This window comes from Streptomyces sp. AC558_RSS880 (genome assembly GCF_019049255.1).
GTDB lineage: Bacteria > Actinomycetota > Actinomycetes > Streptomycetales > Streptomycetaceae > Streptomyces.
In genome coordinates this window covers 88,097-102,003 of the sequence record NZ_JAGMUJ010000027.1, presented here as the reverse complement: position 1 = coordinate 102,003, position 13,907 = coordinate 88,097, and the positions used below count along the sequence as shown (strand labels likewise).

The window sequence follows — 13,907 nt, the reverse complement described above, 5'->3', positions numbered from 1 at the left end:
CCACTGCCTTTTCTCTGCTCATGTGAGCGTTCTAAGGGCAGGTGCCCGCTGATTGTTCACACCTTTCAGCAAGGCATCCCCGCCCCTGGCCCCGCAGAACCGGGACAGGGAAGGTCTCCCCACCCGGCCGGACTCTCTCGCGACTGCTGGGCACCGGCCGCTGGGCCTGGCGTGGCATCCCGCCACCACTCGAGTGCGCCCATGCTCCCGCCACCCACCCACCGTCGGCCGCTGAGCCGGCCCGGCGTGCGGGCGAGACGCGAGCGCGCCCGTGAACGCCGCCGGCCTGGAAACAGACGGTAGACCGCAGGCGTGCCCGGGCCTCCGCTTTCCTCCGGGCCGCTCGCTCGCTTCTCTCCCGTGCTGGAGCGAGCCGAGTCAAGGGTGGCCCGGAGGGCCATCGCCGAAGGCGACGCGAAGTGGAGCGCAGCGCAACGCAGCGCCCTTTACTCGGCTCACGGAAGCACGACACTGACAAAGAAGCGAGTGGCCCGACGCCCACTGGTCAGCACCGGTCACTGCAACCCCGCACGGTCCTTCACCGGCGCCGACGGCTCGCTGCTGAGCTCGGCGGCGGCCACGACCGTACGGGCGCGCGGCCCCTGGAGCAGGTACGTCAGTCCGAAGCCGGCGCCGACGACGACCGCGCCGCCGACCGCGTCCAGCACCCAGTGGTTGCCGGTGGCGACGATCGCGGCGGCCGTGAACAGGGGGTGCAGCAGGCCCAGCGCCTTCATCCACATGCGCGGCGCGATGATCGCGATCACCAGTCCGCACCACAGGGACCAGCCGAAGTGCAGGGACGGCATCGCGGCGTACTGGTTGGTGAGGTGGGTGAGCGTGCCGTAGTCGGGCTGGGAGAAGTCCTGCACGCCGTGGACCGTGTCGATGATGCCGAGGTCCGGCATGAGGCGGGGCGGGGCGAGCGGGTAGAGCCAGAAGCCGACCAGGGCGAGGAGGGTGGCGAAGCCCAGGCTCGCGCGGGCCCAGCGGTAGTCGACGGGGCGGCGCCAGTAGAGCAGGCCGAGGACGGTCAGCGGGACGACGAAGTGGAACGACGTGTAGTAGAAGTCGAAGAACTCCCGCAGCCAGCCGATCTTCACCACGGCGTGGTTGACGGCGTGCTCGATGTCCAGGTGGAGCAGGCGTTCGAGGTCGAGGATCTGCTGTCCGTGTTCCTCGGCCCGGTCGCGGCCCGCCGAGTTGCTGCCGCCGGTCGCGGCGAGGCGGACCTTCGCGTACGCGGCGTAGGTGACGCGGATCAGCAGGAGCTCGAGCAGGAGGTTCGGGCGGATGAGCACCCGGCGCAGGAACGGCAGCAGCGGGACGAACGCGAAACGGGCCGGGACGGGTGGGGCGTACGGGGTCGGGACCGGCGTGTGGAAGTACGGCGAGCTGCGGGAGAGGAAGGGGAGTGCGGTGGCGGCGGCCAGGGCGGCCAGGAGGACGACGTTGTCGCGCAGCGGGTACAGGAACGCCATGTTCGGCAGCATCATCTTCGCCGGCAGCGTCATCACCAGGATGACGGCGACGGGCCACACCATGCGGTCGCGGGCGCGTCCGCCGGCCCGGCCGACGGCGGTGAGCAGCACCCACAGCAGCTGGTGCTGCCACGCGGTCGGGGCGACCACGATGGCGGCGCAGCCGGTGACGGCGACCGCGAGCAGTAACTGGCCGTCGTGGGCGTAGCGCACCGCGCGGCGCAGGGCGAGGGTCACGACGGCAGCGCCGAGCAGCAGGAAGAGGCCGATTTCCAGCGGGCCCTGGAGACCGAGGCGGAGCAGGGCGCCGTGCAGGGACTGGTTGGCGAGGTCGTCGGCGGGGCCGCCGAGGCCGGTGCCCGCCAGGTGGTGGACCCAGTAGGTGTGGGAGTCGTGCGGCATCACGGCCCAGGCGAGCGCGGTGGCCGCGGCGAAGGTGACGCCGGTGGTGGCGGCGGTCCGGCGGCGGTCGGTGAACCACAGCAGCGGGGCGAAGAGGAGGAGGGTGGGCTGGAGGGCGGCGGCGACGCCGATCAGTACGCCGCTGACGCGCCGGCCGCGGGTGACGAAGCAGCCCAGCAGGACGAGCAGGACCGGGATGATGCTGGTCTGGCCGAGCCAGAGGGTGTTGCGCACCGGCAGGGACAGCATGAGCAGGCTGATGGCGACGGGCCCGGCGAGGATCGCGGTGCGGCGGCCGACCGGCTGGGGCAGGGCGCGGGCGGCGATCAGTCCGAGGGCGACGACCAGCAGCAGGGTGCCGAAGGTCCAGCCCCAGCCGAGGGCCTGTTCGGCGGGGCGGGTGAGGGGTTTGAGGACGAGCCCGCTGAAGGGGGTGCCGGTGAACCGGGTGGAGTCGTAGAGGGAGCCGCTGACGTGCAGGACGCCCTCGGGGCCCACCCAGGTCTCCAGGGCGGTCAGCCGTTCCCCGCTCGGTGTGGTGAGGACGACGGCGACCTGGCGTACGGCGAGGACGGCGGCCAGCAGCCACAGGGCCAGGCGCGCGGCGCGCAGCCGTGCCTGGGTGCCGCCTGCCGCTGTCGTCCCGAGAGCCTCCGCCGGTCGCCCACTGTGCTCCGCGTTCGCCACGCCTCGTCGGCCTCCCGCCCCGTTTCGCCTCGTGCGTCCCGTGCGTGGGGATTCACTTCGCGAGCCCCTGTGAGGCTCGCGCCACCCCTGGAAAGGGACGCGGGAAACCGCGGCTTCACCTGACGGCCCTCTCGCTTTTGTCCGGATGACGATAGTCCGCGAGGGATCGCGTTGCCCGCGGACGACGCGAGAAGGGTCACAACGAGCCACCGGACGGGGTGCCCCGGCGCGGGGCTGCGCCCCTGCGTACAGCGCATTCATGTGCAGTATGCAGCTATTCGCATACCGCCCGTAGAGGGGACAAGTGCGCCTATCGTCGTTTTTTCGGCCCGCCCGACAGCGCCGCCGCGCGGACCCGCCCCTGTTCCCGTCGAAAGGTAGGCGAGCGAAGTTTTGACGACTTCCACGGTCGCCGCTCCCCCGTCCACGCGGAAGGCCTCGCCGGAGTCCGGCGCCGCGCACACCTCCGCCCCCACCGTCACCGATCCCGCGCTCGTCCGGCGCGCCGTGAAGGCGGCGGCGCTCGGCAACGCGATGGAATGGTTCGACTTCGGTGTCTACAGCTACATCGCGGTCACGCTGGGCAAGGTCTTCTTCCCCTCGGGCAACCCCACCGCCCAGCTGCTGTCCACGTTCGGCGCCTTCGCCGCGGCCTTCCTGGTCCGCCCGCTTGGCGGCATGGTCTTCGGCCCGCTCGGCGACCGCGTGGGGCGGCAGAAGGTCCTCGCCCTCACGATGATCATGATGGCGGCGGGCACCTTCGCCATCGGCCTCATCCCCTCCTACGCCGCGATCGGCGTGGGCGCCCCCATCCTGCTGCTGGCGGCTCGCCTGGTGCAGGGCTTCTCCACCGGCGGCGAGTACTCCGGCGCGTCCACCTTCATCGCCGAGTACGCCCCCGACAAGCGGCGCGGCTTCCTCGGCAGCTGGCTGGAGTTCGGCACCCTCGCCGGGTACATCGGCGGCGCGGGCCTGGTCACCCTGATGACGGCGCTGCTCTCCTCCGAGGACCTGCTGTCCTGGGGCTGGCGGATCCCGTTCCTGATCGCGGGCCCGATGGGCATCATCGGCCTCTATCTGCGGATGCGCCTGGAGGAGACCCCGGCCTTCGCGGCCGAGGTCGAGAAGGCCGAGAGCGAGCGCCCGAAGGTGCCGCTGCGCGAGATGGTCACCGGCCAGTGGCGGGCGCTGCTGCTGTGCGTGGGCCTGGTGCTGGTCTTCAACGTCACCGACTACATGCTGCTGTCGTACATGCCGAGCTACCTCACCAGCGAGCTGGGCTACGACGCCACGCACGGCCTGGTCGTCGTGCTCGGCGTGATGGTGCTGATGATGGTCGTCCAGCCGTTCGCCGGGCTGCTGACCGACCGGGTCGGCCGTCGTCCGGTGATCGCGGCCGGCTGCGCCGGGTTCCTGGTGCTGTCCGTGCCGGCCCTGCTGCTGATCCGCGACGGCGGTCTGCTCGCGGTCGCGGTCGGCATGGGCGCGCTCGGCCTGCTGCTGGTGTGCTTCACCGCGGCGATGCCCTCCGCGCTGCCCGCGCTGTTCCCGACCCGGGTGCGTTACGGCTCGCTGTCGATCGGCTTCAACGTCTCGGTGTCGCTGTTCGGCGGCACCACCCCGCTGGTGGTCACGGCCCTGATCGGCGCGACCGGCGACATGATGATGCCCGCCTACTACATGATGGCGGCGGCCGTGATCGGCGGGTTCGCGGTGTGGCGCATGGCCGAGTCGGCGGGCCGCCCGCTGCCGGGGTCGGCGCCGTCGCTGGAGGCCGGGACGGCCGGGACACACCGGCAGAACGCCTGACGGGGAGCGGGGGCACGGCGTATCTTCGCTAGCGGAACTAGTTAGACAGACTAACCAGCCGTACGGAAGGTACAGGTGCATGAGCGAGTCGCAGCTCTGGCACGAGGTGGACGACTACTTCACCGGCCGCCTCCTGCCCGACGCCCCCGACGACGCCCTGGCGGCCGCCCTGCGCGACAGCGACGCCGCCGGCCTCCCTCCGATCGCCGTCTCGCCGCTGCAGGGCAAGCTGCTCCAGCTCCTCGCCCAGCTGCAGGGGGCCCGGCACATCCTGGAGATCGGCACGCTCGGCGGTTACAGCACCATCTGGCTGGGCCGCGCCCTCCCCGCCGACGGACGGCTGATCTCCCTGGAGTACGACCCCGGGCACGCCGAGGTCGCCGTCCGCAACATCGCCCGCGCGGGACTCGACAAGCAGGTCGAGGTGCGCGTGGGCGCGGCCCTGGAGTCGCTGCCCCAGCTGGCCGACGAGAACCCGCCGCCGTTCGACGTGGTCTTCATCGACGCCGACAAGGTGAACAACCCGCACTACATGGAGTGGGCGCTCAGGCTGACCAGCACGGGCAGCCTGATCATCCTCGACAACGTGGTGCGCGGCGGCCGGGTGGTCGACCCGGACAACACCGACCCGGACGTGCTGGGCACCCGCGCCGCCCTCGACCTGATCGGCAGCCACCCCCGGCTGAGCGGTACGGCGCTCCAGACGGTCGGCGCCAAGGACTACGACGGCTTCGCGCTGGCCCGGGTGCTGGCCTGAGCCCTGTGCTCGGCACCTCGTGGTCCTCCACCCCGTGGTCCTCCACCTCGTGGTCCTACACCCCGTGGTCCTACACCTCGTGGTAGAAGCCCACGTTGACGCTGCGCGGGGCGGTGCGGTCCTGGATGACGACCTCGCCGCTGCCGCCCCGGGGCAGCGCCACACTGCCGCCGTAGGCGACCGGCTGGGTGTACTCGCCGACGGTCAGCCGCACCTCGGAGGACGGATCGGGCAGGGAGCCGCGCAGCCAGGTCAGCTGCCAGGTCCCGTCCGGCGCGCACTGGAACTCCAGGTGGACGCGCGAGACGAACAGCCAGTCGTCCGGCGTCGAGAGCCGGCACAGGGACTTGTCCCGGCCCACCCGCAGCACGGTGCCCGGCTCGCTGGGCGCGTCGGCCATGAGCATGCCGGCCGTGGCGCCCGCTTCCGCCGCGGACACCGCGGCCATGGTGAGTTCGAGCACGTGGGCTCCTCCTGAGACGTCCTTGCGGACCGGAGAGGCCCGGCCCAGCTGCCGCCGAATGATAAAACGCCCGGCTGCGCGGCGTCCGGCACAATGGCCTCATGACCGAGCGAAAGCCACCCGGCGTGGACTTCGAGTCCTGGGTCGACAAGCAGATCAGAGACGCCGAGGCGCGCGGCGAGTTCGAGCAGCTGGCGGGGGCGGGCAAGCCGCTCCCCCGCGAGGTCGAGACCACCTACGACGAACTGTGGTGGGTCAAGCGGAAGATGGCCCGCGAGGGCTTCTCGGTGCTGCCGCCGACGCTGGCCCTGCGCAAGGAGGCCGAGGACGCGCTGGAGGCGGCCCTCGCGGCGCCCTCGGAGCGGATCGTCCGGAAGATCCTCACGGAGATCAACGCGAAGATCAGCGACATGATGTTCAAGCCGCCGCCCGGCCCCCCGCTGGGCAAGAAGCCGTACGACGTCGAGGACGTCGTACGGCGGTGGCGGGAGCGCCGGGCGGCGGCGGGCGGACCGGACGGCTCAGGCGTGTAGCAGCCGTTCCGCCAGCTCGCGGTAGTCCCGCAGGGCGAGCCGCAGTTGCTCGGTGTCGGTCGCCGCCCCGGCCCCGCCCTCGTCGGCGCCGTCGTCCTGCCAGGACCGCCGCAGGGTGCGGCGCCGCTCGGTCACCGCCTCCGTGAAGCGCTCGGTGAGCTCCTGCAGTGCGCGGTCGGCCTCCTGCACGGCGTCCCGCGGCGCGTCGACGAAGCCGGCCACGGCGTGCTGCAACCGCGCCGTGAGCTTGTCGGTGTCGTCGAGCCGGAGGAGCCGGGCTGCGGGGGTGCGGTCACCGTCGTGGTGCGTGCCGGTACCGACCGGGGTGCGGTCACCGTCGTGGTGCGTGCCGGCACCGGTGTCCGTAGGGGCGGTGGCGCCCCGCTGCGGGTGCGCGGCGACCAGCGGGCTCTCGCCGTCGGGGGCCGGGGTGGTGCGGCCGGCCTCCTCACGGGTGCCGGAGATCCGGGTGCCCGGGTCGGTGGCGTCGCTCCGGACGCCGGGGGTGGTGCGGTGCCCCTCGGCGGGCGGGATGTCGCCGGGGCGTCGGGTCGCGTCGGTCATCGCTCAGCTCTCCTTCGCCTGGTGCCGGTGGAACAACGACGGTGTGCGGTGGCCGCGGCCGTCGGCCGGGGACGTACGGTGGCCGTCCGCACCGGCGCGGTGGCGTCCGGCTTCGTGGCGGGACGGCCGCACCAGTTCCTCGAACAGCGCGCGGGCCTCGACGAGGGCCTCGCGCATCTCCTCGGTACCCGCACCACCGTCGTGCGCGCCGTTCGCGCCGGCCTGCGCCACCCGGTGCACGCGCCGGTAGCCCTGGACGTGGTGGGCGTGGTGCACGGACAGCGCGGCGAGCTGGTCCTCGTAGTGCCCGTCGGCGGGGAAGCCCCGCGCGGCGGCGAGTTCGGCGATCAGCCGGTCCGCCTCGGCGACCGCGTCCCGCGGCGCGTCGACGAACCGCTCCTGGACCGCCGTCCAGCGCGCCTCGTACCTCTCCCGCTCGGCGGGCTCCAACGACCGTACGCGCAGGTCGCCGTGGCGCTCCACGCGCTCGGCGAGCTCCCGCTCGGCGGCCTTGGTGTCCCCGTCGTGCCGGGCGACGGCACGGTCGTACTCGGGTCCGAAGCGCCGCTTCAGGCCGGTGCCGTGCCGCGGGCCGCGGGCGCGCGACATCAGTACGGCCGCGACGACGGCGACCGCGACAATCACGATCAACGCAATGATCAGGCCAGTGGACATGAATGCCTTCCGGGTTCTCGGCCAGGCCGGCGCACTCCTCGCGAGCCGGTTCGTCTTCCGGGTTGCCCGAAGGTTCACGTACAAACAGTTCGCGGCCGTCACGGTCCGCCACGGCTTATTCGCTTGCGCGCCCGCCGAGGGGCCCGCCGAGAATGGCGGGCATGACCTGGACCGTGGCCCCGGAACCGTACGACTCCCCCGTCGCCGTCGCGCTGTGGCGGGCGTACTACACGGAGGTCAGCGACCGCTGGTACCTCCTCCACCAGGGGCGGCGGACCGATCCCGAGGAGCTGGAGCGGGAGATCGCCGCCGTGTCGGGGGCCGACCTCGCGCCGCCGGAGGGCCTGTTGCTGGTCGCGCGGTACGCGGGTGAGCCGGCCGGCAGTGCGGGCGTCCGGCTGCCGGCCGGCGCGGCCGCCGAACTGACCCGGGTCTTCCTGTACGAGGGCATGCGGGGCAAGGGTGGGGCCGCGCTGCTGGTGCGGGCCGCCGAGGACGCGGCCCGTGCCTCCGGCGCCACCCGGATGGTCCTGGACACGCGCGGGGACCTCGTCGAGGCCCGGGCGCTGTACGCGCGGCTCGGCTACGCGGAGACCGCGCCGCACAACGCCGACCCGTACGCGGAGCACTGGTTCGCCAAGGAGCTGGGCTGAGGGACGCGCGTCAGCCGGCCCGCGCCACCGGCCGCGCGTCGTGCGGGCGTTCGCCCCGGGAGCCGCACAGCTCGTCGTTGAGTTCGTGCACCAGTCGCACCAGGTCGGTCGGGCGGTCCGGCCCCCACCAGTCGCCGAGCAGCTCGGCGAGCGACTCCTCGCGGGCCCGCGCCAGCCGCTCCGTCACCTCGCGCCCCTCGGCGGTGAGTTCCAGGTCGAGGCCCCGGCGCACGGCGAGGTGCCGTATCTCGGCCTGGCGGGCGGCCTCGAGGACGACGTTCAGCGGGATGGGGCTGCGTTCGGCGAGCCGGGCCGGTTCCACCGAGCCGTACCTCCTGATCCGCAGCAGCAGCCAGCTCGTCGCGGGCAGCAGGTCGTAGCCCGCCCGGTCGGTGATCTTCCGGTAGATCTCGCGGCGTCCCTCGCGGGTGCCGAGCACCGACAGCGCGCGGCACACCTCGTCGTACGAGGACCGTTCCACGGGGTTGCTGGCGAGCGTCTCGGTGACGTCGGGCGCGGTGACCGAGGCGCGCAGCCGGTCCTCCTTGAGGAACCAGGCCAGCACGAAGCCGAGGAGGGCGACGGGTACGGCGTACAGGAAGACGTCGGTGATGGCGGTGGCGTACGCGTCGAGCGCCGGCGGGCGCAGGGCGGGCGGCAGGGCGGCGATGCCGCGCGGGTCGGCCTCCAGGGAGTCGGCGGAGACGCCGGGCGGGAGCCGCTCTCCCCGGAAGGCGTCGGTGAGTTCGTGGCCGAGGCGGCTCGCGAAGATCGTGCCGAAGATGGCGACGCCGAAGGAGGCGCCGATGGAGCGGAAGAAGGTCGCGCCGGAGGTGGCGACGCCGAGGTCCTCGTAGGGGACGGCGTTCTGCACGATCAGCACCAGGACCTGCATCACCAGGCCGAGTCCGAGGCCGAAGACGAAGAAGAAGGTGCTCATCACCGCGGTGGAGCTGTCCGCGTCGAGCTGGTGGAGCAGCAGCAGTCCGAGGGTGGTGACGGCGGTCCCGGCGATCGGGAACACCTTCCAGCGGCCGGTGCGGCTGACGATCTGGCCGGAGCCGGTGGAGGACAGCAGCATGCCGGCCACCATCGGCAGCATGTGCACGCCGGACATGGTCGGGGTGACGCCCTGGACCACCTGGAGGAAGGTCGGCAGGTAGGTCATCGCGCCGAACATGGCGAAGCCGATGATGAAGCTGATCACGGCGGAGAGCGTGAACGTGCGCACCCGGAACAGCTTCAGCGGCAGTACGGGCTCGGCGGCCCGCCGCTCCACCGCCACGAAGGCCACGGCGAGCAGCGCGCCGAGCACCGCGAGCCCGATGATCTGCGGCGACGCCCACTCCCAGGTGGTGCCGCCGAGGGAGGCGACCAGCACCAGGCAGGTGGCGACGGAGGCGATGAGGAAGGTGCCGAGGTAGTCGATGACGTGCTTGGTCCGCCGGCGCGGGATGTGCAGCACCGTCGCGATCACGGCGAGCGCGACGATCCCGACGGGCAGGTTGATGTAGAACACCCAGCGCCAGCTCAGGTGCTCGGTGAACAGTCCGCCGAGCAGGGGTCCGAGGACGCTCGTCGCGCCGAACACCGCCCCGAACAGGCCCTGGTAGCGGCCGCGTTCACGGGGCGGGACGAGGTCGCCGACGATCGCCATCGACAGCACGATCAGCCCGCCGCCGCCCAGTCCCTGGAGCGCGCGGAACGCGATCAGCTGGGACATGTCCTGCGCCGCGCCGCACAGCGCGGAGCCCGCCAGGAAGATCACGATGGCGGTCTGGAAGAGCCTCTTGCGCCCGTACTGGTCGCCGAGCTTGCCCCACAGCGGGGTCGCGGCGGTCGAGGCCAGCAGATACGCGGTCACCACCCAGGACAGGTGCTCCAGGCCGCCCAGTTCGCTGACGATGGTGGGCAGCGCGGTGGCGACGATGGTCTGGTCGAGGGCGGCGAGCAGCAGACCGAGCAGCAGGGCGCCGATCGAGACCAGGACGTTCCCGGACACGTGCTCCGGGCCGCCGGCGTCACGGGCCGGTGGTCCGCCGCCGGGTGCCGGTCCCGCGTTGCTCGTCTTCGGCGCCGTACGGTGCGTGTCCCCGGCCATGAAGACCTCCACAGAATCCTGGTTCCACCCTCCATCGTGATCGGTGTGACCTGTTATGGCCTGTTGAGTCCTGTCGGAAGTCCAGATTCCGGGGGCGCGCGGACGGAGCTGTGAAGAAGATCTGCATAATCTCTGGAGTTCACGAGGGGAGGGACGAACACGTGGAACAGCCGAACGGAAACCCGTGCCCGGAGTGCGGTGCGCCCAGAAACAGCGACAACACGCCGTCGTGCGCCTGCACCCTGCGTGCGTCCGACGCCCTTCGCGACGCCCGTACGGCGGAGGCGGCCGCCGCGGAGGACTTCGATCCGCTGCGCATACGACCGTACGTCGAGCTGGACGGCGGGACCGGGCCGGCCGCGCCGGACGGGGCGGCGGAGGCCGCAGGCGCGCCGGAGACGCCCGCGGAGGGGCCCGGCGCCCCGGGGGCGGCCGACGAGACCATGGCCCTGCGTGCCGTCCCGCCGGAGGCGGCGCCCGGCGCGGCGGACGCGACGTCCGTCCTCCCCACGCCGCTGGCCCCCGGGACGGCCCGGCCGAACGCCACCGATCTGCACCTGTTCGACACCACGCAGCCCCTCGCGGCCGTCCCCGCCGCGCCCGACGGTCCGGCCGGCACCGGCGGGACACCGCCGCGCCGGCGCCGGCGCGGGGCGCTGTTCGCGGTCGCCGGGGCCGTGGTCGCCGTGGTGGGGGCGGCGGGGTGGGCGAGCGGACTGTTCTCCTACGAGACGCCGTCCCGGGACGGCGCGGCGCCGGAGGACGTCAGGGCGAGCGTCCCGGACCCGTCGTCCGCCCCGCCCTCCGCGGAGCCGACGGCCGGCGCGTCCTCCGCCGCACCGACGTCGTCCGCCTCCCCGTCGGGCTCCCCGTCGGCGAGCGCGAGCGCGTCGGCCTCACCGTCACCGTCGGCGTCCACCACCTCGGCGAGCCCGTCGCGGTCCGCCGAACCGTCCCCGCCCCCGACGACCACGGCGCCGGCCGACTCCGCCGAGGACGCGGAGGAGGACGAAGGCGGCAGCACCGGCCCGGTGCTGCGCCGCGGCGACCAGGGCGCGGAAGTCGTCGAACTGCAGCAGCGCCTGCACGAGAAGTGGCTCTACAACGACGAGATCCACGGCCGGTTCAACCAGCGCGTGGAGGACGCCCTGCGCAGCTACCAGTGGTCCGAGGGCCTCCAGGCCGAACTGGGTGTGTACGGTCCGCAGACGCGGGCCCGCCTGGAGGCGGAGACCCAGGAGCCGTAAGGGGCCCGGCCCCGTGGCTACTCCGTGACGTGGAGCCGGATCGTGCCGTCGGCCGCGGCCTCCACCCGTACCCGGGTCAGGTCGGGCACGACCACGTCCGGGTGGTGGAAGCCGGCCCGGGGGCCGATGCCCACGACCCGCATCCCGGCCGCGCGGCCCGCGGCGATGCCCGCGCCGGAGTCCTCGAAGACCACGCAGTCGGCCGGGTCCACGCCCAGTTCCGCCGCGCCCTTCAGGAAGCCCTCGGGGTCGGGCTTGCTCGCGCCGACGGACTCCGCCGTCACCCGCACGTCGGGCTGCTCCAGTCCGGCGGCGGCCATCCGCGCCGTCGACAGGGCGACGTCGGCGGAGGTCACGAGCGCGTGCGGCAGCCCCTTCAGGGAGGCGAGGAACGCGCGGGCGCCCGGCACCTCGACGACGCCCTCGGTGTCCGCGGTCTCCTCGGCGAGCATGCGGGCGTTGTCGGCGTGGTTCTGCTCCATCGGCCGGTCGGGCAGCAGCAGGGCCATCGACGCGTATCCCTGGCGCCCGTGCACGACCTTCATGACCTCGTCGCCGTCGAGCCCGTTCCGGTCGGCCCAGCGCCGCCAGACGCGTTCGACGGAGGCGTCGGAGTTGACGAGGGTGCCGTCCATGTCCAGCAGGAGGGCACGGGCGGTGAGTACGGCGGTGGCCGTCATCGGCAGCTCCAAGGCGTGGAGGAGAGGGCTTCGGGCGGGGTGGCCCGGGGGAGGGACAGAGTGGCCCCGCCCGCCGGTCAGGGAAAACGGGCGGGAGCCACTTTGTTCATCCACGGTACAAAACAAACCCGGCATCCCGCCACCGCCTTCGCCGACCGTTCACCGACGCTTCGGCCCGCCGTCACCGCGCAGGGCCCGCGCGGCGGGCGTCACCCGGTGACCGCCTCCCACAGGCTCCACACGCCCAGACCCAGCATCAGCAGCGCCGCGATCTGCGTGATCAGCTTGAGCGGGACCCGCTTCATCAGCGCCTTTCCGCCGACGATGCCGAGTCCGGCCACCGACCACAGCGCGAGCACCGCGCCCAGGCCGACGGAGAGCGGGTCGTCGTAGCGGGCGGCGAGGTTGGCCGTCATGATCTGCGTCAGATCACCGAACTCGGCGACCAGGATCAGCATGAATCCGGCCCCGGAGACCTTCCAGAAGGACTGGTTCTCCGGCTTGCGGATCTCCTCCTCGTCCTCGTCCTTCTTCATCAGCAGCACCGCCGCGCCGCCCAGGAAGAGCACGCCCGTGAGCGCGTGCACGATCTGCTGCGGCAGCAGCGTGAGCACGCTGCCGGCCGCCACCGCGAGCGCGACGTGGAGCGCGAAGGCGGCGGCGACGCCGGCGAAGACGTAGGAGGCGCGGTAGCGGGTGCCGAGGACGAGGCCGGCGAGCGCGGTCTTGTCCGGCAGTTCGGCGAGGAAGACGACGCCGAAGACGACGGCCGTCACGGTCAGACTGATCAACGGTTCCTCAATCGGTCGGGACTGCCCCACCGAGAGTGCTGCGCGATTTCCACGGGACACCTCGGCACGGCAGCACACGCGGCACCCGTGCCGTACGGCACGGGCGTGCACTGCTTGCCGAAGGTCTCGCTGGCGGGCCCCGCGTCGCGAGGTCCGCCTCCGGGCGCCGGCTCAGGCGTGCTGAGCAGTGTGTCGACGGTCCGGCGAAGAGCTACTCCCCTTCTGCGCCGTCCATGGTACGCGAGGCCCGCACCGGCCGTCGTACGCGGAAACTTCACACCTGAACCATAGACGTGTCATGAACACGTCATTAGCTTCTTACCGGATCCACCCCTGCCGGCCACGCGGCGTCGCGAGCATTCCCCTGCCCGCACGCCAACGACCCCACTCCACGAGGGAGTTCGCATGTCGAAGTTCTACGCGCGTCGACAGCTCAGCATAGTCGCGGCGCTCACCGGACTCATAGCCTCCGTCGGCCTGTTCAACGGACCGACCGCCTCCGCCGCCCTCCCCACCCCGGTCAGCGCCACCACCGCCCGCAGCTACCTCGCCTCGCTCACCGTGGCCACCGAGGACCGCACCGGCTACAACCGCGACCTCTTCCCGCACTGGATCACGCAGTCCGGCACCTGCAACACCCGCGAGACCGTCCTCAAGCGCGACGGCTCGGGCGTCGTCACCGACTCCTCCTGCGCCGCCACCCGCGGCAGCTGGTACTCCCCGTACGACGGCGCCACCTGGTCCGCCGCCTCCGACGTCGACATCGACCACCTCGTGCCGCTCGCCGAGGCCTGGGACTCCGGCGCCGACTCCTGGACCACCTCGCGGCGCCAGTCCTTCGCCAACGACCTGACCCGCCCGCAGCTCCTCGCCGTCACGGACAACGTCAACCAGTCCAAGGGCGACCAGGACCCGGCCACCTGGATGCCGTCGCGCACGGCCTACCGCTGCACCTACGTCCGCGCCTGGGTCCAGGTGAAGTACTACTACGACCTGTCGGTCGACTCCGCCGAGAAGTCCGCCCTGCAGAACCACCTCGCGAGCTGCTGAGCGAACCGCCGGAA

At 72.6% G+C, this 13,907-nt stretch carries 13 protein-coding genes; 6 read left to right on the top strand and 7 right to left on the bottom strand.

All coding sequences use genetic code 11. The features are described 5' to 3' along the window. Positions 1–515 precede the first annotated feature (515 nt). Positions 516–2,570 carry a bifunctional glycosyltransferase 87/phosphatase PAP2 family protein gene (locus tag KUM38_RS10280; RefSeq protein ID WP_217128997.1) on the bottom strand — a complete coding sequence of 685 codons (2,055 nt, stop codon included), beginning with the start codon at positions 2,568–2,570 and terminating at the stop codon, positions 516–518. A gap of 393 nt (positions 2,571–2,963) precedes the next feature. Between KUM38_RS10280 and proP the strand changes: the two genes are divergently transcribed. Both proP and KUM38_RS10270 read left to right on the top strand, forming a co-directional pair. Next, entirely contained in the window at positions 2,964–4,379 is a 1,416-nt protein-coding gene (proP, locus tag KUM38_RS10275) for a glycine betaine/L-proline transporter ProP (protein ID WP_217128996.1), read from the top strand. 79 nt (positions 4,380–4,458) lie between these two features. Then, a complete protein-coding gene (locus KUM38_RS10270) occupies positions 4,459–5,136 on the top strand; it encodes an O-methyltransferase (protein ID WP_217128995.1) in 678 nt (225 codons plus the stop codon). 70 nt (positions 5,137–5,206) lie between these two features. Here the strand turns inward: KUM38_RS10270 and KUM38_RS10265 are convergent, their stop codons facing one another. Continuing rightward, a complete protein-coding gene (locus tag KUM38_RS10265) occupies positions 5,207–5,599 on the bottom strand; it encodes an FHA domain-containing protein (RefSeq protein ID WP_217128994.1) in 393 nt (130 codons plus the stop codon). Between the two features lie 101 nt (positions 5,600–5,700). Between KUM38_RS10265 and KUM38_RS10260 the strand changes: the two genes are divergently transcribed. After that, positions 5,701–6,132 (top strand): DUF1992 domain-containing protein, encoded by a 432-nt coding sequence (locus KUM38_RS10260; RefSeq protein ID WP_217128993.1) that lies wholly within the window; start codon positions 5,701–5,703, stop codon positions 6,130–6,132. Here the strand turns inward: KUM38_RS10260 and KUM38_RS10255 are convergent. Beyond that, complete coding sequence (locus tag KUM38_RS10255; RefSeq protein ID WP_217128992.1) at positions 6,121–6,696, bottom strand: hypothetical protein; 576 nt, start codon at positions 6,694–6,696, stop codon at positions 6,121–6,123. The two genes, KUM38_RS10260 and KUM38_RS10255, sit on opposite strands and share 12 nt — an antisense overlap. A gap of 3 nt (positions 6,697–6,699) precedes the next feature. Beyond that, the gene (locus tag KUM38_RS10250) at positions 6,700–7,371 is read right to left on the bottom strand and encodes a hypothetical protein (RefSeq protein WP_217128991.1); all 672 of its coding nucleotides are present in this window, start codon (positions 7,369–7,371) and stop codon (positions 6,700–6,702) included. Positions 7,372–7,532: 161 nt separating this feature from the next. Between KUM38_RS10250 and KUM38_RS10245 the strand changes: the two genes are divergently transcribed. After that, positions 7,533–8,024 carry a GNAT family N-acetyltransferase gene (locus KUM38_RS10245; RefSeq protein ID WP_217128990.1) on the top strand — a complete coding sequence of 164 codons (492 nt, stop codon included), beginning with the start codon at positions 7,533–7,535 and terminating at the stop codon, positions 8,022–8,024. 10 nt (positions 8,025–8,034) lie between these two features. On the opposite strand, the gene KUM38_RS10240 is transcribed toward KUM38_RS10245, so the two are convergent. Beyond that, positions 8,035–10,125: a DHA2 family efflux MFS transporter permease subunit gene (locus tag KUM38_RS10240; RefSeq protein WP_217128989.1), complete on the bottom strand. Its 2,091-nt coding sequence runs from the start codon at positions 10,123–10,125 to the stop codon at positions 8,035–8,037. A gap of 161 nt (positions 10,126–10,286) precedes the next feature. Between KUM38_RS10240 and KUM38_RS10235 the strand changes: the two genes are divergently transcribed. Next, entirely contained in the window at positions 10,287–11,372 is a 1,086-nt protein-coding gene (locus KUM38_RS10235; RefSeq protein ID WP_217128988.1) for a peptidoglycan-binding protein, read from the top strand. Positions 11,373–11,389: 17 nt separating this feature from the next. On the opposite strand, the gene KUM38_RS10230 is transcribed toward KUM38_RS10235, so the two are convergent. Next, complete coding sequence (locus KUM38_RS10230; RefSeq protein ID WP_217128987.1) at positions 11,390–12,052, bottom strand: HAD-IA family hydrolase; 663 nt, start codon at positions 12,050–12,052, stop codon at positions 11,390–11,392. A gap of 209 nt (positions 12,053–12,261) precedes the next feature. After that, positions 12,262–12,843 carry a TMEM165/GDT1 family protein gene (locus KUM38_RS10225; RefSeq protein WP_217128986.1) on the bottom strand — a complete coding sequence of 194 codons (582 nt, stop codon included), beginning with the start codon at positions 12,841–12,843 and terminating at the stop codon, positions 12,262–12,264. Positions 12,844–13,248: 405 nt separating this feature from the next. Here KUM38_RS10225 and KUM38_RS10220 point away from each other — a divergent pair, with 405 nt between their 5' ends. Next, complete coding sequence (locus tag KUM38_RS10220; RefSeq protein WP_217128985.1) at positions 13,249–13,893, top strand: HNH endonuclease family protein; 645 nt, start codon at positions 13,249–13,251, stop codon at positions 13,891–13,893. The last annotated feature ends 14 nt before the right edge of the window (positions 13,894–13,907 follow it).

Excerpts from the sequence above, each read along its gene's own strand:
- KUM38_RS10270 (WP_217128995.1), top strand. The coding sequence starts at position 4,459 with ATGAGCGAGTCGCAGCTCTGGCACGAGGTGGACGACTACTTCACCGGC.
- KUM38_RS10260 (WP_217128993.1), top strand. The coding sequence starts at position 5,701 with ATGACCGAGCGAAAGCCACCCGGCGTGGACTTCGAGTCCTGGGTCGAC.
- KUM38_RS10255 (WP_217128992.1), bottom strand. The coding sequence starts at position 6,696 with ATGACCGACGCGACCCGACGCCCCGGCGACATCCCGCCCGCCGAGGGG.
- KUM38_RS10250 (WP_217128991.1), bottom strand. The coding sequence starts at position 7,371 with ATGTCCACTGGCCTGATCATTGCGTTGATCGTGATTGTCGCGGTCGCC.
- KUM38_RS10245 (WP_217128990.1), top strand. The coding sequence starts at position 7,533 with ATGACCTGGACCGTGGCCCCGGAACCGTACGACTCCCCCGTCGCCGTC.
- KUM38_RS10240 (WP_217128989.1), bottom strand. The coding sequence starts at position 10,125 with ATGGCCGGGGACACGCACCGTACGGCGCCGAAGACGAGCAACGCGGGA.
- KUM38_RS10230 (WP_217128987.1), bottom strand. The coding sequence starts at position 12,052 with ATGACGGCCACCGCCGTACTCACCGCCCGTGCCCTCCTGCTGGACATG.
- KUM38_RS10220 (WP_217128985.1), top strand. The coding sequence starts at position 13,249 with ATGTCGAAGTTCTACGCGCGTCGACAGCTCAGCATAGTCGCGGCGCTC.